The sequence below is a fragment of the Afipia sp. GW822-FHT04G07 genome (assembly GCF_058800765.1).
The window spans coordinates 1,926,230-1,945,609 of record NZ_JBXAMP010000001.1; the positions used below are offsets into that span (position 1 = coordinate 1,926,230).

Annotated in this window: 19 protein-coding genes; 9 read left to right on the plus strand and 10 right to left on the minus strand. The window is 62.5% G+C overall.

What is annotated here, in order from left to right; all coding sequences use genetic code 11:
• Positions 1-146: 146 nt before the first annotated feature.
• A complete protein-coding gene (locus AC1RKJ_RS09445; protein WP_492792693.1) occupies positions 147-1,418 on the plus strand; it encodes a serine hydrolase domain-containing protein in 1,272 nt (423 codons plus the stop codon).
• Between the two features lie 146 nt (positions 1,419-1,564).
• Here AC1RKJ_RS09445 and AC1RKJ_RS09450 read toward each other — a convergent pair whose 3' ends face one another.
• Together AC1RKJ_RS09450 and AC1RKJ_RS09455 are read right to left on the minus strand one after the other, a co-directional pair.
• Complete coding sequence (locus AC1RKJ_RS09450; RefSeq protein ID WP_492790807.1) at positions 1,565-1,759, minus strand: hypothetical protein; 195 nt, start codon at positions 1,757-1,759, stop codon at positions 1,565-1,567.
• Between the two features lie 199 nt (positions 1,760-1,958).
• Positions 1,959-3,617 (minus strand): outer membrane beta-barrel protein, encoded by a 1,659-nt coding sequence (locus AC1RKJ_RS09455; protein ID WP_492790808.1) that lies wholly within the window; start codon positions 3,615-3,617, stop codon positions 1,959-1,961.
• 246 nt (positions 3,618-3,863) lie between these two features.
• Between AC1RKJ_RS09455 and AC1RKJ_RS09460 the strand changes: the two genes are divergently transcribed.
• Complete coding sequence (locus AC1RKJ_RS09460) at positions 3,864-4,877, plus strand: KpsF/GutQ family sugar-phosphate isomerase (RefSeq protein ID WP_492790809.1); 1,014 nt, start codon at positions 3,864-3,866, stop codon at positions 4,875-4,877.
• Positions 4,878-4,883: 6 nt separating this feature from the next.
• Here AC1RKJ_RS09460 and AC1RKJ_RS09465 read toward each other — a convergent pair whose 3' ends face one another.
• From AC1RKJ_RS09465 to AC1RKJ_RS09490, 6 genes are all read right to left on the minus strand, one after another.
• Complete coding sequence (locus tag AC1RKJ_RS09465; protein ID WP_492790810.1) at positions 4,884-5,327, minus strand: NfeD family protein; 444 nt, start codon at positions 5,325-5,327, stop codon at positions 4,884-4,886.
• An 18-nt stretch (positions 5,328-5,345) separates the two neighbouring features.
• A complete protein-coding gene (locus tag AC1RKJ_RS09470; RefSeq protein ID WP_492790811.1) occupies positions 5,346-6,314 on the minus strand; it encodes an SPFH domain-containing protein in 969 nt (322 codons plus the stop codon).
• A gap of 162 nt (positions 6,315-6,476) precedes the next feature.
• On the minus strand, positions 6,477-7,511 hold the full coding sequence (gene hemH, locus AC1RKJ_RS09475; protein ID WP_492790812.1) for a ferrochelatase: 1,035 nt from the start codon (positions 7,509-7,511) through the stop codon (positions 6,477-6,479).
• Between the two features lie 49 nt (positions 7,512-7,560).
• Complete coding sequence (locus AC1RKJ_RS09480; protein ID WP_492790814.1) at positions 7,561-8,655, minus strand: nickel/cobalt transporter; 1,095 nt, start codon at positions 8,653-8,655, stop codon at positions 7,561-7,563.
• A gap of 143 nt (positions 8,656-8,798) precedes the next feature.
• Positions 8,799-9,449: a DUF1007 family protein gene (locus tag AC1RKJ_RS09485; RefSeq protein ID WP_492792694.1), complete on the minus strand. Its 651-nt coding sequence runs from the start codon at positions 9,447-9,449 to the stop codon at positions 8,799-8,801.
• A gap of 83 nt (positions 9,450-9,532) precedes the next feature.
• Positions 9,533-11,644, minus strand: a complete 2,112-nt coding sequence (locus tag AC1RKJ_RS09490; protein ID WP_492790815.1) for a M3 family metallopeptidase — start codon at positions 11,642-11,644, stop codon at positions 9,533-9,535.
• A 149-nt stretch (positions 11,645-11,793) separates the two neighbouring features.
• Here AC1RKJ_RS09490 and AC1RKJ_RS09495 point away from each other — a divergent pair, with 149 nt between their 5' ends.
• From AC1RKJ_RS09495 to AC1RKJ_RS09525, 7 genes are all read left to right on the plus strand, one after another.
• Positions 11,794-12,054, plus strand: coding sequence for a hypothetical protein (locus AC1RKJ_RS09495; protein ID WP_492790816.1), 261 nt, complete (start codon positions 11,794-11,796; stop codon positions 12,052-12,054).
• 635 nt (positions 12,055-12,689) lie between these two features.
• Complete coding sequence (locus AC1RKJ_RS09500; protein WP_492790817.1) at positions 12,690-13,832, plus strand: type III PLP-dependent enzyme; 1,143 nt, start codon at positions 12,690-12,692, stop codon at positions 13,830-13,832.
• Positions 13,833-14,001: 169 nt separating this feature from the next.
• Positions 14,002-14,604 (plus strand): GNAT family N-acetyltransferase, encoded by a 603-nt coding sequence (locus AC1RKJ_RS09505; protein ID WP_492790818.1) that lies wholly within the window; start codon positions 14,002-14,004, stop codon positions 14,602-14,604.
• 291 nt (positions 14,605-14,895) lie between these two features.
• Positions 14,896-15,285 (plus strand): RidA family protein, encoded by a 390-nt coding sequence (locus tag AC1RKJ_RS09510; RefSeq protein WP_492790819.1) that lies wholly within the window; start codon positions 14,896-14,898, stop codon positions 15,283-15,285.
• Positions 15,286-15,602: 317 nt separating this feature from the next.
• The gene (locus AC1RKJ_RS09515; protein ID WP_492790820.1) at positions 15,603-16,088 is read left to right on the plus strand and encodes a GreA/GreB family elongation factor; all 486 of its coding nucleotides are present in this window, start codon (positions 15,603-15,605) and stop codon (positions 16,086-16,088) included.
• Between the two features lie 11 nt (positions 16,089-16,099).
• A complete protein-coding gene (gene rnk / locus AC1RKJ_RS09520) occupies positions 16,100-16,507 on the plus strand; it encodes a nucleoside diphosphate kinase regulator (RefSeq protein ID WP_492792695.1) in 408 nt (135 codons plus the stop codon).
• A 171-nt stretch (positions 16,508-16,678) separates the two neighbouring features.
• Positions 16,679-18,076 carry a homospermidine synthase gene (locus AC1RKJ_RS09525; RefSeq protein WP_492792696.1) on the plus strand — a complete coding sequence of 466 codons (1,398 nt, stop codon included), beginning with the start codon at positions 16,679-16,681 and terminating at the stop codon, positions 18,074-18,076.
• Between the two features lie 75 nt (positions 18,077-18,151).
• On the opposite strand, the gene AC1RKJ_RS09530 is transcribed toward AC1RKJ_RS09525, so the two are convergent.
• Positions 18,152-18,487 (minus strand): hypothetical protein, encoded by a 336-nt coding sequence (locus tag AC1RKJ_RS09530; RefSeq protein ID WP_492790821.1) that lies wholly within the window; start codon positions 18,485-18,487, stop codon positions 18,152-18,154.
• 166 nt (positions 18,488-18,653) lie between these two features.
• Positions 18,654-19,376, minus strand: a complete 723-nt coding sequence (locus AC1RKJ_RS09535) for an MgtC/SapB family protein (protein WP_492792697.1) — start codon at positions 19,374-19,376, stop codon at positions 18,654-18,656.
• Positions 19,377-19,380 lie beyond the last annotated feature (4 nt).

The following is a 19,380-nucleotide window of genomic DNA, read 5'->3' on the forward strand; positions in this document are numbered from 1 at the left end:
TCACAATCGGCGCTGGCCTGCCGAAAGGTGCTCGGATAGGCTTTCCACAACTTCGCTGAAACGAAGGCGCAAAAACCGTAGTGAGGAAATTCATGACCCATCGCATCACGCGCACAATCGCCTGCACAGCGTTCACCTGCATCGGAATGACCATGCTGTCGAACTTCACCGCAGATGCGCAGACAACCCAGCCGCTTCCAACCGCAGCGCAGACCGATCCGAAGACGCTCGGCATGATGCAGGGCTTTCCGCCCCCGCCGGACAAGACCATCCGCTTTATCGATGGCTCGTCGTCACGTTTCCCGAACACGCGCTGGTCGTTCAGCCACTTCCGCGAACTCGTGCCGACCGCCGCCGTCTCTCGCGGCGAAGGACCTGTGGTGCCGCTGCCGCGCGCCGAGCGCGATCTCGGCGCCGTCGCCATCACAACGATGGACGGTAAGCCGATCACCCTCAACGACGCGCTGCAACTGACCTACACCGACGGCATTCTCGTGCTCCACAAGGGCAAGGTCGTTTATGAAAAGTATTTCGGTGAAGGCAGCCCGCAACTGCCACACATCGCGTTCTCGGTGACGAAGTCGTTCGTCGGCACGCTGGCGGCGGTGCTCGCGGCCAACGGCAAGCTCGATCCCGCAGCCCCCGTCACGAAGTATGTGCCCGAACTGAAGGACACGGCCTATGGCGACGCCACCGTGCGCCAAGTGATGGACATGACCATCGGCGTGAAGTTCTCGGAAAACTATTCCGATCCGAACGCCGAGGTGTTCGACTACGCCCGCGCCGGCGGCATGATGCCGATCGCGCCCGGTTATCAGGGGCCGCGCAGTTTCTACGACTTCCTCGTCAAGCTGAACAAGGAAGGCGAGCACGGACAGGCCTTCGCTTACAAGACGGCGAACGCCGAAGTGCTGGCCTGGATCGTCAAGCGCGCCTCAGGCCAGTCTCTGGCGGCGCTGTTGTCGTCGGAAATCTGGTCGAAGCTCGGCGCCGAGCAGGACGGCTACTTCATGGTCGACAGCGTCGGCACCGAATCCGGCGGCGGCGGATACAACACCGCGCTGCGCGACCTCGCGCGTTTCGGCGAAATGATGCGCAATAAAGGCAAGTTCAACGGACAGCAGGTCATTCCTGAAGCCGCCGTCGCCGACGTGACACAGGGCGGCAAGAAGGAGGACTTCGCCAAGGCCGGTTATACGCTGCTGAAGGGTTGGTCCTATCGCGACATGTGGTGGATCACCCACAACGAGCACAACGCCTACACGGCGCGCGGCATCTACGGCCAGAGCATCTATGTCGATCCGACCGCCGAAATGGTGATCGTGCGCTATGCCTCGCATCCGATGGCCGCCAACGCCGCCAACGATCCGGTCTCGCTGCCGATGTACATGGCCGTGGCGAAGGAATTGATGAAGTAGACGTGTGGCGCGCGAGATAGCACACAACGACTCAACATACGCGGTCGTCATCACCGGGCTTGACCGGTGATCCATGTCTTGCTTGCAAGGTCAAAGGAAACACGTGGATGGCCGGGCCAAGCCCGGCCATGACGGGCGGGGAGATTCTACGCAACATTCCGCTGCGGTATGGAATCTTCCGGGGACTCCCCCACCGCCCGCCTCAACTCTTCCTCCAGAAACTCGTTGGCGATGAGAAGCGCCTTGAGCGCGCCGCGGATGTCGCCGCCGCAAGTTGCGATCACGCTGTCCACCGCGCGGTCGTAGTCATCGATCTGGGTTTGCGTTGCCGGTCTGAACATGGCTGCTCTCCGTGGTGATGCCCGCTTCAGAAGCGAGTCGGCAGATCAGAATACGTTCCCTATTTGTTCTTATCGTTCGCAATCTGTCAATCGCCTCGCGAGCGCCATGCGGGCTTATCCCGTTTATCCACGCCAGTTTATTCAGACCGAAAAATGGATGCCGCAAGCAGACCGTGCATGGCGAAGGACGAGGCGCGCCTCAGCGCTGCACGCGGATGCCGAGCATCACCACAGTCGCAGCGGAGTTCGCCCCGGAGATCGAACTCTCCAGCCAATCGTGACGCACCTGCCCCTTGATGTGGAACGTGCGCGACAGTTTGTAAACGAGATCGCCTTCCACAAAGTAGCGCTTGTCGAAGCGCGTGCCGTCATAGTCCGACGTTCCGGTGCCGGCTTTCGCTGTGCCGATCAGCCAGCGGCGAAACGCATGATCGACCTGGAGCGAGTAATCGCGGGAGATCACGCCCGACACACCGGGCAACGTGGTCTCGTCAATCGATGATGTGGCGGCGAGCGTCACCGTGGTGAGTCCCGTCGCGGTCCAGATCAGCGACGCGCTGGTCAGCAGGCCTTTCATGTCGGTGAGACGCGGATCCTGATAGGTCCGCAGCGAATAGCCGACGGCGGCCTCGCCGGTCAGCAGCCGGGAGAACTCGAACGTCGAACCGGCCTTGACGTAGCCGCCGTTCGAATCGCGCAGATAACCCGAACGATCCGCCGCCACGTCATGCTTGCGCGTGTCGATGGAGACTTCTCCAAACGGCTTCACCCCCGGCATCAGGTCGTAGCTGACGCGCGAGAGCAAGCCGAACTGGTTGAAATTGCGGTCGTCGTTGCTGGAGGTCGTGTTGTCGGTGAGCTTTGATTGCTGGTAGGTCGTGCGATCCGCGAGGCCCGCGACGGAAACCTGAAGACGATTGAAATCATGTTCGACGCCGGCGGTGCCGCCGATGGTCGTCGCCAGCGGATATTGCGAAAGGCCCGCCTGAATGTTCGGCGATCCGGGGTTGTCAGTGAAGACGCGCATCCGCAGTTCGGTGTTGATGCGGGTGTCGCGTGTGGCATCGACGCGACCGCGGATCTTGCCGTCGAAGGCCGGCGTGTCGATGCTGGTCGGCACCGGCGACGGTCCGGTCGCGAGCGGAGGAAACGTGGTGCCGTAGCCGGTGAACGAGCCGCGCAGATCGGCGATCAGCGAATGCTGTTCCCAGTCCGACGCGATGAGGAGTTCGGGCGCAACCGTATAGAACGCCGAGCCCTTGGGCTCGTTCATGCGGCCGGGATTGGTGTTGTATCCGCCCCAGACCTCGACCGCGGCCTTGGTCAGAAACGAGCCGGTGTGGAAGCCGACATTGGCGAACGGATCGTCATCGGGCTTCAGGCGGCGGCGCGGCGGCTGGCCGGGAAAAGTGCCGGCGACCGACGGCGACACCGGCGCCGCGCCCCTCGCTCTGGATACGGACGGCGCTGGATTGCCGGGACCGACGAACTTCGGCTTCGGCGCACCGGGATAGAGTTTCGGCTTCCTGCGAATACGATTGAGTGAATCGAATCCGCTGTCGGATGCGCCAGACGCTGCCGGAATCCCGTAAGTCGGAATCGCGCCGATACGCGACGACGCTTTGGGACTTGCGTTGGGGTCTTGATCGCCGGCGTTCTGCGCCGTCCGGCGCAGCGCCGACTGGTCGCGCGGCGCGAATCCATCCTGCGTCGGGTTCATCATGTCGCGGGTCAGCGTCTGAGCAGCGGCCGCTGCCGGGTGCAACAGGATCAGCAGGCAGCACACCGGCAGCGCGCACCATTGCGGCGCGCGCCAGCGATGGTCCCACAACCGGACTGGTTGCTGCCGACCTGGCACTTTTCACTCACCTTTCGCTCCCGAAACCGTCGGGACCGCATCGAAAAATCAAACAAATTCAGTTAATTACGACGGACACGCCGCCACCCGGCGCGAGCCAGCGCCGTTAACAGAGTTAAAACAATTATGGTTAACGGGGGGTTAGGCAGCGCAACGGCGCGTCGCGTCGGCGGTTTCGATGTGCTAGGTAGAGCCCCGGATCGAAGCGCGCGCATCGCGCCCGCTCCCGCTCAATTGGAACCCCACATGGCCTCTTCAAAATCGCGGACAGCGACCCCTTCCGCGACCCGCGCCACATCCGCCGCCATCGACTCCGCCCTGCGCACCCTCGACGCCGAGGCCAGCGGCATCACCGCGCTCGTGAACGCGCTGCAATCCGATCTCGGTCCGGCCTTCGAAGCCGCCGTCAAGCGCATTCGCGACGCCAAGGGCCGCCTGATCGTGACGGGTCTCGGCAAGTCCGGCCACATCGGCAAGAAAATGGCTGCCTCGTTCGCCTCCACCGGCACCCCTGCCTTCTTCGTGCACGCGGCGGAAGCGAGTCACGGCGATCTCGGCATGATCACGCCCGACGACGTCATCATGGCGCTGTCGTGGTCCGGCGAGACCGCCGAACTCAAGAACCTCACCAACTACTCGCGCCGTTTTCGCATCGGCCTGATCGCGGTAACCTCCGAGGCGGACTCCACGCTCGGCGCCGCCGCCGACATCGTGCTGACGCTGCCGAAGGCGCGCGAAGCCTGCCCACACAATCTCGCGCCGACCACCTCGTCGCTGATGCAGCTCGCGCTCGGCGATGCGCTGATGGTTGCGCTGCTGGAAAGCCGCGGCTTCACCGCACTGGACTTCAGCGCGCTGCATCCTTCCGGCAAATTGGGGGCAATGCTGAAATTCGTGCGCGACCTGATGCACAAGGACGCCGCCGTGCCGGTGCGGCCGCTCGGCACCAAGATGTCCGACGCGCTTGTGGAGATGACATCGAAGGGCTTCGGCTGCGTCGGTATTGTGGATTCACGCGGCGAGATCGCCGGCATCGTCACCGACGGCGACCTGCGTCGTCACATGCGGCCGGACCTCATGACCGCAACCGTCGACGACGTGATGACGAAGAACCCGAAAACCATTAGCCCGGATCTGCTTGCCAGCGAGGCGCTGGAAATTCTCAACTCGTCGAAGATCACTGCGCTGATCGTGACCGAGGGCAAGAAGCCGGTGGGCATCGTGCATCTGCACGACATCCTGCGCGCGGGCGTGGCCTAGCGACACTTATTCCGCCGCCACCGTCAGGCTCGCGCCATCCGCGCTCACAATCCTGACGCGGCTGCCGGACGGCACGTCCGGTCCCGAGACACGCCATACCGTATCATCGATCTTGACCGTCCCGACGCCATCGACAATCGGCTTTTCCAGCGTGAAGACGCGGCCGATCAGACCCGCCGCACGCTTGTTCAGGAACGGCTTGTCGGTCGGCTTCGCGTTGCGGCCGGAGTAATAGCGCCACAACGGCACCATCGCGATCGACAGCGCCGCGAACACGATGACCTGCATTTGCCATGACCACGCGATGCTGAACGACAGCACCCCGACGATCAGGGCGGCGAGTCCGAGCCACAGCATGAAAACGCCCGGCGCGAATGTCTCAATCCCCATCAGCACGATGCCGATGATGAGCCAATTCCATGTCTCGAGTTTCGACAGAAGGTCCGCCATCGGTTGCCAGCCTCCTGTTCAGGACTTGGTGTTCGGAACGGTCGGCGGGCGGCGCGGCGCGGACGCCGATCCACCTTCTCCGAACGTCGCCTTGGCAATCTCGGCAATGCCGCCGAGCGACGCCAGCATTCCCGTCGCTTCCAGCGGCAGCATGATGATCTTCTGGTTCGGCGATTCGGCCAGTTGTCCGAACGCCTTGATGTACTTGTCGGCGATGAAGTAGTTCAGCGCGGCGACGTCGCCGCTGGCAATGGAGTTGCTGACCATTTGCGTCGCTTTCGCTTCGGCTTCTGCGGAGCGCTCACGCGCCTCGGCATCGCGGAACGCCGCTTCCTTGCGGCCTTCGGCCTGAAGAATCTGCGACTGCTTGGCGCCTTCCGCGCGCAGGATTTCGGACTGCCGCTGGCCTTCAGCCTGCAGAATGTCAGCGCGCTTGACGCGCTCGGCTTTCATTTGACGGCCCATTGCCTCGACGAGATCGGCCGGCGGCACGATATCCTTGATCTCGATGCGGTTGACCTTGAGGCCCCACGGCGAGACGGCGGCATCGACCACGCGCAGCAGCCGCTCGTTGATCTCGTCGCGATGCGATAGCACCTGATCGAGATCCATCGCACCCATCACCGAACGGATGTTGGTCATGGTCAGCGTCACGATCGCCTGGTTGAGATTGGACACTTCGTAGCTCGCCTTGGCGGCATCGAACACCTGATAGAACGCGACGCCGTCCACCGATACGGTGGCGTTGTCCCGGGTGATGACTTCCTGCTCCGGAATATCGATCACCTGCTCCATCATGTTCACCTTGCGGCCGACGCGGTCGAAATAAGGGATGATGATGTTGAGGCCGGGCTCCAGGGTGCGGGTGTATTTGCCGAACCGTTCAATGGTCCAGTCGTAGCCCTGCGATACCGTCTTCACACCGGCGAACAGCGTAAAGATCACAAGCAGAACAAGCGCAATCGCAAAAATATCGAAACCGGACATTGAAAGCTCCCTGATGAACCCGAAACGCGGCGTGTTGGGGTCAGCCTAGCATGGACGTGCGATAGCCGCCCTGCTCTTGGTCGGCCAAACAGGAGAATGGTTCGAGGGACAAGATCGCGATGGCCCGCATGGAGGCCAGAACCGGCGGCTTGGCCAGCCTCTTTATATCCAGCCTTGCAACTCGCGCAGCACGACCTGCCGGATCACGTCCATGCCCTCGTCGCTGTCGTTGAGGCAGGGAACGGCCGAGAAGTCCTGACCGCCGGCCTTGTGGAAAATCTCAGCGTTTTCCTGGGCAATTTCTTCAAGCGTCTCGAGGCAATCCGCCGAGAAGCCGGGCGTCACGACGGCAATCCGCCGCACCCCATCCTTGGCCAACCGTTCGATAGTCTTGTCGGTGTAGGGCTGCAACCACGCGGCATATCCGAAGCGCGACTGGAAGGTCAGCATCAGTTTCTTGTCGTCTAGTCCCATGCGCGCGCGCAGGGCATCCACCGTCGCGACGCACTGCGCCTGATACGGATCGCCCTTGTCGATGTAAGACTGCGGCATTCCGTGAAACGACGCCATGATCACATCCGGCGTGTAGGGCAACGTCGCCAGATGACGCTCGATCGAGACGGCGAGCGCATCGATATAGCACGGCTCGTCGTAGTACGGCGGCGTGAAGCGCACGGTCGGCTGCGCGCGCATGTCCTTCAGGGCGAGCGCCACCTTGTCCACCACCGTCGCCGAGGTCGACGCAGAATATTGCGGATAGAGCGGCATCACCAGAATTCGATCGCAGCCCTGCGCAGTCAGCGCATCGATACGCGACTTGATCGAGGGATTGCCGTAGCGCATCCCCCAGTCGACCACGACATGCTTCTGGTCCGAGATCGATGCGGCAAGCTTGTCGGATTGCGCGCGCGTGATGGTCTTCAGCGGCGACTCGTTCTTTTCGGTATTCCAGATTTTCAGATAGTCCTTCGCCTTTTTGGCGGGACGAACCTGCAACACGATGCCGTTGAGGATCACCTGCCAGATCAGCCCCTGATTTTCGATCACGCGCGGATCGGATAGGAACTCGCGCAGATACACGCGGACGCCCTTGGCGTCGGCGGTGTCGGGGGTGCCGAGGTTGACCAGCAGCACACCGACACGCGCGGGCGCTGCCTGTGGGGCCGGCCGATGCGCATCGAGTGGAACAACTGTCATGATGGTTTTGGCATCGCGCTTTGCCTCGTTGTTGTCAAGGCAGCGCACATCAGAAGCAGGTGACGCGTTCCGCGGCGATATATCCCAGCAGCAGGCCCACGCCGAAGATCAGCACCAGCGCCGCCGCGCCGAACTCGATGCCACGCAGCAATACTGCGCCGCCACCATCGCGGCCCGAAGCGATCCGCCCCGCGAGACCCTTGGCCGATACAGCGATGATCGCAATGGTTGAGACGGTGATCGCCGTGCCGAGCCCCATCAGCAAGGTCGCTGCGACACCGGCCCAGAACAATCCCTGCGCCAGCGCGAACACCAGCACCAGGATGGCGCCGGAACATGGCCGGATGCCTACCGTCAGCACCGCGCTGAGGCCACGCGCCCAGCCGCCGGGACCGGCGAGCTCAGCAGGCGTCGGGCCGTGCGAGTGGCCGCAGTGTTCATCATGCACATGATCCGGATGACCATGATCATGGTGACCGTGATCGTGGTCGTGATGATGTGCGTGATCGTGGGCAACGCGCGCATGAGCAGCGTCGTGCGAATGCGCGGGCTGGTGATCGTGCGCATGATCATGGCCATGCGCATGCGCCATCGCAGGAACGAGTTGCGGCGTGGGCGCTCGCAACGACCGCAGCGCGCGGACAAATCCGCCGCCCTTGGTCCAGACCAGCCGCGCGCCGAAGGCGGCGATCAGGCCATAGCTCGCGATCTCGATGACGCGCTCGGCGCTGCACATCTGACCGGCGGTGACGTTCAAAACAGCCGCGCCGATACCGACGATCGCGATCGCCACCAGCGCCTGCATCAGGGCCGAGGCAAACGACAGCACGATTCCTCGTTTGGCGGTTTCCTCGTTGGCGACGAGATAGGACGAGATCACCGCCTTGCCGTGGCCAGGACCGGCGGCATGAAAGACGCCGTAGGCGAAGGAAATGCCGAGCAGCGCCCACACCGCGCTGCCATCGGTCTTGGCGGCGCGGATGGTCGCCGACATCTGGCGATAGAATTCGGATTGCTTGGCGAGCAGCCAGCCGACGATGCCGCCAACCTGGGAGTCGGGAACAGCACCCTTCGGCGCGCCGAACGGGTTCTGTGCCGCTGCTGCATGAAGAATGCCATCGAGGTAGACTGCGGCGACAAGCATCAACGAGACGACAGCGATTTTACCCCAGGCGTCATTCCGGGATGCGCCCCTTGGCGCAGGCCCGGAATCCACTCTTCCCATTATGATCCTGGATTCCGGGTTCGCTCGCGTTGCTCGCGCCCCGGAATGACAAAACTCTGTCATCATTGCGGGCAATCCACGCTGATCTTGTTGGCGAACATTGCACCGTAGTTTGAATTGTCGCCGTTGAGGAACGTGTCCTCATTCATCTTCTGCGCCTGCGCACTGCCGTCGCTCGGGCGCTGAACCGCCAGCTTGCAGTTGGCCGGCGCGCCGACCAGCGTGACGGGATCTTTCTCGTTCAACTGAAAATCGATGAAGTAAGCTGGGTCGAACACTTCGAGCGCCAGCGCGGACGTCTTGAACGGCGTCTTGAACGGCAGCGTGAAGTGCAGCGTCAGCGCCGAGTCCTTGTATTCAAGATAGTAGTCGACCGGATCGTTGAATTTCTCTTTCTTCTGGCTGCCAGTGGCGCCCGCCTTGGCGAACGTGAAGAACGCATATTCTTTCAGCGATTCCACGTTGGTCTGCGCCAGTGCCGCCAGTTCCTCGCGGGTGTAAACGCCCTTGGTCTTCTGCTCCAGACCTTGCAGCGCATAGGTCGAGAACATGTCGTCGAAGGTCCAGGCGTGGCGCACGCCGGTGATCGACCCGTCGGGCGCGTAGACCAACTGGCTCTTGGCGACGATCCAGACATGCGGATGCGCCTGCGCGGCACCCGTGCCGAGTGCAAGCATCGCTACAAGGCTCAAGCACTGAATGAGACGGCGCATCGTGGCGGTCATGAGCAATCTTTGATCTCTTGTTTGGGCATGATCTTTTCCGAAAACCGGTTCCCACTTTTCGGGATCATGCCCTATGCAGCTTCAGGTTCGTTCAGCAGGCCACGACGGCGCAGCAGCGCGTCTGGCTCCGGCTTGCGGCCACGGAAGGCGACATAGGCATCTTCCGGATCGCGCGATCCGCCCGACGAATAAATGTCGTCGTGCAGGCGTTTCGCCACCGCCGGGTCGAAGATGTCGTGGGCTTCCTCGAACGCGCCGAACGCATCCGCGTCCATCACCTCGGACCACATGTAGCTGTAATAGCCCGACGCATAGTGATCGCCGGAGAAAATGTGGCCGAACTGCTGCGGCCGGTGACGCAGCGAAATCTCGGCGGGCATCCCTATTTTCTCAAGCTCCTGCTTCTCGAACGCACGCACGTCGGTGATCGAGGCCGCCGGCTGGGTGTGGAATTCGAGGTCCATCAGCGCGGAAGAAACGAATTCCACCGTGGCGAACCCCTGATTGAACTTGCGCGCGGCGATGAAGCGCTTGAGCAGATCTTCCGGCAGCGGTTCGCCGGTCTGGTAATGCCGCGCGAATTTCTGCAGCACCTCCGGCCGTTCCTGCCAGTGCTCGTAAAGCTGCGACGGCAGTTCGACGAAATCGGTGAACACGCTGGTGCCGGACAGCGACGGATACATCACATTCGACAACATGCCGTGCAGGCCGTGGCCGAACTCGTGGAACAGCGTGCGGGCGTCATCGGGCGACAGCAGCGAGGGCTGGCCGTCGGTGCCTTTCGAGAAATTGCAGACGTTGATGATCAGGGGCGCGACATCGCCGTCGAGCTTCTGCTGGTCGCGCAGCGAGGTCATCCACGCGCCCGAGCGCTTCGAGGGCCGCGCGAAGTAGTCGCCGTAGAACAGCGCCTTGTGATTCCCCTTGGCGTCCTTCACCTCCCACACCCGCACGTCCGGATGCCAGACAGGCACATCCTTGCGCTCGGTGAAGGTCAGGCCGAACAGCCGCGTCGCGCAGTCGAACGCGGCGTCGATCATGTGGTCGAGCGCCAGATACGGCTTGATCGCGGCGTCGTCGAAATTGGCGCGGCGCTGGCGCAGCTTCTCGGCGTAGTAGCGCCAGTCCCAGGCGGCGAGCTTGAAGTTGCCGCCCTCCTCCGCGATCAGCCCCTGCAAGGCGTCGCGGTCGGCCATCGCACGGGCCCGCGCCGGCTTCCAGACCCGCTCAAGGAGGCCGCGGACGGCCTCCGGGGTCTTGGCCATGGAGTCTTCAAGACGGTAGGCGGCGAAGCTCGGATAACCGAGCAGCTTCGCCCGCTCCTCGCGCAACCTCAAAACCTCGAGGATGATCGCGCTGTTGTCGTTGTCGTTCCGGTTGTCGCCACGGGCGGTGAAGGCCTTGAAGACCTTCTCGCGCAGGTCGCGGCGGCTGGAATCCTTCAGAAACGGCTCGACGAAGGACCGCGACAGCGTCACCACCATCTTGCCGGGCTGGCCGCGCTCTTCCGCAGCAGCCTTGGCGGCGGCGACGAAGCTGGCAGGCAGACCGGCGAGATCGTCTGCGCCAAGCTCCATGGTCCAGTCCTGCTCGTCGCCGAGCAGATGGTGGCTAAACGAGGTCGCCAGATGCGCCAGCCGCTCGTTGATTTCCGCCGTCCGCGCCTTGGCGGCCTCGGAGAGGCCAGCGCCGGCGCGGTGGAAGCCGGTCCAGGTCCGCTCCAGCAGCCGCGCCTGCTCCGGCGTCAGCTTGAGCGAGGCGGCCTTGTCGTGGAGCTTCGAGACGCGGGCGAACAGCTTGGCGTCCATGGTGATCGGATTCCAGTGCCGCGCCATTCTGAGCGCCACCTCGGTCTCGATCTTGAGAAGCTCCGGATTGGAGTGCGCCGAGACCAGATCGTAGAACACGCCCGCCACCCTGGAGAGCAGCTTGCCCGCGCGCTCCTGCGCCGTGATGGTGTTCTCGAACGTGGGCTCCGCAGGATCGGCCTTGATGGCCTCGATCTCCGCCGAATGGTCGGCGAAGGCCTTGTCGAAGGCAGGCAGGAAATGCTCGGGCCGGATGTCGGTAAAAGGCGGCGTCTCGAACGGGGTCCGCCAGGCCGCCAGCAGTGGGTTGGCGTGAGATGAGGACGCGGCGTCGGCAGGCTTGGCGACAGGGGAAGACTTGGCGGCTTCTGACATGTGAACCTTTATGCAGGCCTTCTTGGAGCCTTAATTGCAGCGATTTTCCGGACTTCTGTATATCATCCGGTGAGGCTTTTTTACGCCTTTACGGCTTGATTGAGACGACGATTTCGCAGAGATTGCCGCCCGAACGGGATCACAAAGTCATGAATGCCAAGAAGCTCGAAGCCAATGCCCGCGAAATCGCGTGGCCCAGTGTCGTCACCGTCATCAGCGCCGCCATCCTGATCGGCGCCGAGGTGTTCGGCGCGGCTTTTGCCGGCGGCTGGGCGCTCGCGATCCTGTTCGGCCTCAGCGACACCGGCGCTCACATCGTCCAGATCGTGCTCTTCCTGATCGGAGTCGCCATCATGATTGCGTTCGTGCGCGGCGCTCAGCGCGTCGAGCCGTTTACCCGCAAGATCTGAGACTGCACGCGCGTTGAAAACTTAACGCGCGTTCATCTTTCCTCGCCGTTCGTTAATGCCCGCGCGACATTTCGATCACGCGCTGGGGAAACTTGCCTCGCGGGCAAAAAAATACTTGCACCACCGAGTCAAAACTCATATTTCACCCTTGCCCAATTTCGCACGTGCCTGTGGTCGTGTGTCAGTCGGTAGGTATCCGGACAAGAGGCCGGACAGCCGCCAAGGGACGAAGAAGCCGAGGGTCGCTTAGGTCAGTCTGGACTTAAGAGGCCAGCATCTCTCTCCAGGGATGCCGTTGAAGGCGACTTTGCTCCTTGCAACCGTGACTGGCAGCCGGAGGCGAACCGGCGCACCCCGCTCTCAACGGGGGACGCGACTTAAAGCAACGACGGATCGGGCTTTTTTGGTCTCTGTTGGCTTTCCACCAGCCAGCGCGAATACCGAAGAGGCTTGTCCTTCATTGCCAGGTGTGCGGGCGGGAGCTTTCCCAACCAATCCACGGCAGCACAGTTTGGTCTGAGTGTTATGGCTTCGGTCGCGCCTCCATCGCGTGACAGCCAAAGCGCTCATATCCGACATCATTTTTTGGACGGTTCATCGCCAGATCGTTTGGCAGGGCCGTTTGGGAGAGTGCTATGACCGATCGTATCCAGGAATTCCTGCGCAACCGCCGCAGCGAGGGCCTCGACACCGAGCCATGTCTCGTCGTCGACCTCGAAGTCGTGCGCGACAACTACCAGACCTTCGCGAAGGCGCTCCCTGACTCACGCGTGTTCTACGCGGTGAAGGCGAACCCGTCGCCGGAGGTGCTGTCGCTGCTGGCCTCGATGGGCTCGTGCTTCGACACCGCGACCGTCGCCGAAATCGAGATGGCGCTGGCTGCCGGTGCGACGCCCGATCGCATCTCCTATGGCAACACGATCAAGAAAGAGCGGGACATCGCGCGCGCCTTCGCGCTCGGCATTCGCCTGTTCGCAGTCGACTGCTCGGCCGAAGTCGAGAAGATCGCCCGTGCCGCGCCCGGCGCGAAGGTGTTCTGCCGCATTCTTTATGACTGCGCAGGCGCCGAGTGGCCGCTGTCGCGCAAGTTCGGTTGCGACCCGGAAATGGCAGTCGACGTTCTCGACCTCGCCAAGCGTCTTGGCCTGGAGCCGGTGGGCATTTCGTTCCACGTCGGTTCGCAGCAGCGCAAGGTGAAGGCGTGGGATCGCGCGCTGGCGATGGCCTCGACGGTGTTCCGTGACTGCGCCGAGCGTGGGATCAACCTGTCCATGGTCAACATGGGCGGCGGATTCCCGACGAAGTACCTCAAGGACGTTCCTCCTGTCGTGCAGTACGGCCGGTCGATCTTCCGTGCGCTTCGCAAGCACTTCGGCAACCAGATCCCGGAGACCATCATCGAGCCGGGCCGGGGCATGGTCGGCAACGCGGGCATCATCGAGACGGAAGTCGTTCTGATCTCCAAGAAGAGTGACGACGACGAGAACCGTTGGGTCTATCTCGACATCGGCAAGTTCGGCGGCCTCGCCGAGACGATGGACGAGTCGATCCGCTACGCGATCAAGACGCCGCACGACGGCGCGGATATGGCTCCGTGCATTCTCGCCGGCCCGACCTGCGACTCGGCCGACGTGCTGTACGAGAAGGTGCCGTACCCGCTGCCCGTCACGCTCGAGATCGGCGACAAGCTGCTGATCGAAGGCACGGGTGCGTATACGTCGACCTACTCGTCGGTGGCTTTCAACGGTATCCCGCCGCTGAAGACCTACCACATCTGATCGCTGCGCCAGATGCGCTAGCAAAAGTGGGAACCGGTTTTGCGCCCGAGCGCATCCGGTTCTTTCGAGAGAACGGAAGCCGGTCCGCCGGCTTCCATCCCGTCACATCGCGATTTTGCTGACAACACTCCGCGGACGCTTGTCCGTTTGGAGTGGGGACTGACGTGCCATGACTGCTGTTTGGAAAAAGACCACCGCCCTCACCACCGACGCTGCTCCGTTCGCGATCCGTGCGGAGCGGGCCTCGGACGTCGTTGCGCGTGAAGCGCTGCTGGATGCGTGCTTCGGCGAAGGCCGTCATGCGCGCACCTGTCAGCGACTGCGCGACGGACGTGCGCCCGCCGAAGGCCTCGCCTTCTCCGCGGTGCATGAAGGGCGCGTGGTCGGTACCGTGCGGTTGTGGCACGTCAGCGCCGGTGGCATTCCGGCGCTGGTGCTCGGCCCGCTGGCCGTTGAAGCCTCCTGCCGCAAGCTCGGCGTCGGCGCGGCGCTGATGACGCACGCGCTGGCGGCCGCGAAGGCGCGCGGCCACGGCGCCGTCATCCTGCGCGGCGATGCGGCCTATTACGCCCGCTTCGGCTTCTCAGCCGAGACAACCGGCGAACTATCACTGCCCGGCCCGTTCGAGCGCGACCGGCTGCTGGCGGTCGAACTGCGTGAGGGCGCGCTGGACGAAGCCTGGGGCATGATCGTGGCCACCGGCATGAAGGCGCGGACGCCCCGCGCCAAGACGGGCGGGAAAACCCGTCGGCTTGCGCTCCGCGCAGCGTGATCGGTCACGCCATGAACAAACCGTCGCGACTGAGGACCATGCTGATGCTCATTTTTGCTTTGCAGCTTGCAGCCGATCTGTTCCAGCGCTGGTGGCGTTCGCCGACGCGGCGTCCGGTTCTCAGCGCGATCCGCATCTCGACGAGAACGCCACGGCGCAACTAAACCGCAGCCTGGCGGGTTTTAATGGGCCCGATTTGGACCCTCTATAGCCGCTTGATTTGAGCGCCAAGACGCGGCATTGCGTGGGCTTCAAACTCGCGCGCAATGCCGCTTTTATGAGGTTCACGACATGACCCGCCGCCTGATTTCATCCGGATCGCCGTTCGAGAAAATCGCGGGCTACAGCCGCGCCGTCGTCGATGGCGACTTCTGCTTCGTCGCCGGCACCACGGGCTATGATCCCGTTACGAAAGTCCTGCCCGAAGACGTCGCCGAACAGACGCGCAATTGCTTCAAAGTCATCGGCACTGCGCTGAAGGAAGGCGGCTTCGAAATGGCCGACCTCGTCCGCGCGACCTATTACGTGACCGACGCCAAGGACTTCGACGCGGTGTTCGCCGTGTGCGGAGAAACGCTCGGCGATATCCGTCCGGCGGCAACGATCGTTGCGGTCTCCGCCCTCTACAAGCCGGAGATGAAGGTCGAGATCGAAGTCACGGCGAAGCGCCGCTCGGCCTGAAGCGCAGGGCAGCACCTTACGCGCTGGAACGCCTGACGTCATATCGGATGAAATTCACCAGGATGTTGGCTCGTATGCGAGCCAACATGTCGCAGTTGGTCCGTTGACTTTCCTGCCGGCCACCCTAGCTTAAGATCATCATGTCGAACATTTGCAATAACCGCTTGCTGCTTCACGCAGGTCGCCTTCAAACCCGAAGGTGACCCGGGCGGACGCGCGTCCGCGCCGTCCCGGGTTATTGCTGTTCCCCTCTCCCAACTGAAGATTGAAGACGCTCGGCATCCACGATGCCGCGGCGTCGCGTTGCGAGGCGCATCATGATGTCGAATTCCATTCCGCCGGTCAGCATCGCCTCCGGCGATCTTCGCCCGCTCAAGCAGGTAGCGGTACAAGCCGTCAACAGCCGCCATCCGATCGGACAATTCCTGTTGTCCGAACTGGATCGCGCGACCGTTTACGATCCATCTGCCGTGCCGTCGCGATCCGTTCGTCTGAACGAATGGGTGACGTTTCGCGCGGATGACGGAGAGCCCCTCGAAAGCCGTGTTCTCGTTCTGCCCGGCGACTTCCGGAACAATCAGATGCATCTCTCCGTCTTGTCGCCGCTTGGCGCAGCGCTTGTCGGGCTCCATGCCGGTGCCCGTATCCGCTACGCCGGAATTGATGGCGTGAAGCACACCGCCACGGTGGAAAATCTCGATCCGCCGGCCGGGGTGGTTTCGCTTTTGCAGCGCCGGGACATGAAGAATTTCGCCCGCGCCAACGAAGAAAACCCCGACCCTTCCGGTCCCACAGCAGCTTGACGGTGAATATGATGATCAGCCACCTGCAACCACAACTTCCGCCAATTTCCTTGCGCCTGTCCGACATCGATCGGCTGCGAAATCTCGCGGAGGCGGCGGCCATGAAATATCCGCAGACGACCGATTTTCTCGCGCGCGAGATCGAGCGCGCCGAGGTGCTGCCTGACGCCCGCGTTCTGCCCGGACTTGTGACGATGAATTCCGACGTCACGTTCCGCGACGACATCAGCACGCAGGAGCGAACCGTGACTCTGGTGTATCCAGAGGCTGCGGATGTCGAGACCGGGAAGATTTCCATTCTGACCCCGATCGGCGCGGCGCTGATCGGTCTGTCCGCGGGACAGACCATCGAGTTCCAGACGCCGGGCGGCCGATGGCGCTCCCTGACCGTGCTCAAGGCCTATCCGTCGCACGACTGATGGCCGCTGAAGCGCGGTTTCAAGACCGTTTTATGAAAAGCTGACGCCAAAGCGGCGTTGCCGTCCCCCCCAAGTTGCCGTAGGTCTTCGCGGCAGCATGTCCCTGTCTGATCTGGAGTTACAATCTTGAGCACAAGCCCTGTTCACGCGCGCATCAGCGGCCCGATCGTCATGGTCGGCTTCGGCTCTATCGGCAAAGGCACGCTGCCGCTGATCGAGCGGCACCTCGATTACGACAGGTCGCGCATCACGGTGATCGATCCCAAGGATGAAGGCCGCAAGGCACATTGCGAGAAGCACAATGTGCGCTTCATCCAGCAGGGCCTGACCAAGGACAATTACCGCGAACTGCTGACTCCGCTGCTTACCGAAGGCGGCGGCCAGGGTTTCTGCGTCAACCTTTCAGTCGACACCGGCTCTACCGATATCATGGAGCTCTGCAACGAGCTCGGCGCGCTCTATATCGACACGGTCAATGAGCCCTGGCTCGGCTTCTATTTCGATGCGTCGAAGGGTCCGGAAGCGCGTTCCAACTACGCCCTGCGCGAGAATACGCTGGCCGCAAAGAAGGCCCGTCCCGCAGGCTCGACGACGGCCGTGTCGTGCTGTGGCGCCAACCCTGGTATGGTCTCGTTCTTCGTCAAGCAGGCCCTGCTGAATGTGGCCTCTGACCTCAAGCTCAACGCCCCTAAACCGAAGACAAAGGGCGAATGGGCGGACCTGATGCGCCAGGCCGGCATCAAAGGCATCCACATCGCCGAACGCGATACCCAGCGCTCGAAGAAACCGAAAGAGCCGGACGTATTCGTCAACACGTGGTCGGTGGAAGGCTTCCTGTCGGAAGGCGTGCAGCCGTCCGAACTCGGCTGGGGCACCCACGAAAAGTGGATGCCTGAAAACGCACACACGCACGAAGCCGGCTGCGGCGCGGCGATTTATCTGATGCAGCCCGGCGCCAACACGCGCGTGCGCACCTGGTGTCCGACCCGCGGCGCGCAATACGGTTTCCTCGTCACCCACAACGAGTCAATCTCGATCTCCGACTATTTCACGGTGCGCGACGCATCAGACAAGGTCATCTATCGGCCGACTTGCCACTATGCCTATCACCCAGCAGATGATGCGGTACTCTCGCTGCACGAAATGTTCGGTCGCGCCGCTAAGGCGCAGGAGAAGCATCACATCCTTGATGAAAACGAGATTGTCGATGGCATCGACGAGCTTGGCGTGCTGCTCTATGGCCACGACAACAACGCTTACTGGTACGGCTCGCAGCTCTCCATCGAGGAAACGCGGAAGCTCGCCCCCTATCAGAACGCCACCGGCCTGCAGGTGACCTCCGCCGTACTCGGCGGCATGGTGTGGGCGTTGGAGAATCCGACCGCCGGCATCGTCGAAGCCGACGAGATGGATTTCGACCGCCTGCTTGAAATCCAGAGGCCGTATCTCGGACCGGTGAAGGGCTACTATACTGACTGGACCCCGCTGACAGATCGTCCGGGACTGTTTCCGGAAGACATCGACACCAGCGATCCATGGCAGTTCCGGAATGTTCTGGTGCGGTGGTGACCACGCCAGTCCACGGACACGCATAGGAAAAGGCCGGACACATGTCCGGCCTTTTTTGTTTTGAACGCGTAACTTTTACTTCTTGATCGGCTCACCCATCTTCTCGGCCGGCGCTGGCGGAAGCGCTGCCTTTGAGCCAGCCTTCTGGGCATCGGCATCGGGACGCGCGGGCTCCGGTGCGGGAGTTGTGGGCCGCGTCCCGCCCGGCGTTGATTCAGCCGGCCCATCGGTCTTGCCGGCCGGCACGGAGGGTTGCGAGTCCGACGGTTGCGTCGCCTGCGCCAGATGGATTTCGCCGCGCGATGCCAATTGCATCAGGGAAATTCCCGACAGCGTCAATCCGGCGGTGACCAGCAACGCGGACAGAAGAAAGTCGGTTCGTCTGGCTTTTCGTTTTTCGTCTGGAGTCATCTCTGCACCCGTTCGTCGCCCAATGGAAAGGCAACGGACCGTCAGAGCGAAGGTTCCTGTTTTCACACGCGTGCGTGATGTCGCACTCAATGAATTGTGAATGACGACACGGAACCGGCGCATCAACGACGACGAATAGATGTCGCTTTCGCGCTATTGCGCCGTTTCAATCCTTCGTACTCGTGCTGACGTCCCATGTCGCATGACGCACGCCCGGACGCCGCGCCAGATCGGTTGCGACGGCATCGAGTTCCTTGGCTTCGACGGCAGTGCTGACCAGCGTGGCGACGATCTCCACGACGCCCTCCGCGCGATCGATGACGTTGACATCGCTCACCGGATACTTTGCCGCTTCAAGTTTTTCGACCAGAAGCTCGCGCAAATCGCTCAGCGCTGCCGCATCTACCGTGAGCATGAACTCGTAGGTCGCCTCCGATGCGCGCGCGTCCAGCGGGCTGCGGTTGATAGCATTCACCAGTGGGCGCAGCAGCGTGTTGCCCGCAAGGACGAACACCGTGAGCGCGGCTGCCTGCGCGATCATGTCGGCACCTGCACAGGAACCGACGGCTGCCGAACCCCACAGCGTCGCAGCCGTATTCAGGCCGCGCACGTTCATGCCTTCCTTCATGATGACGCCGGCGCCCAGAAAGCCGATGCCGGATACGACGTAGGCGATGACGCGTACCGCGCCGTCCTGACCGGTCAGATGCATTGCAAGATCGACAAAGGCCGCGGCGCTGACAGCGACCAGCACATTGGTTCTGAGACCGGCCGTGCGCAGGCGATATTGCCGCTCGGCCCCGATCAAGGTGCCCAGCACAAATGCCGCCGTCAGACTGGCAAGGGTGTCCAAAAAATCTAAAGTCTGAAAGGTCGTCAGGAAGCGCATGACG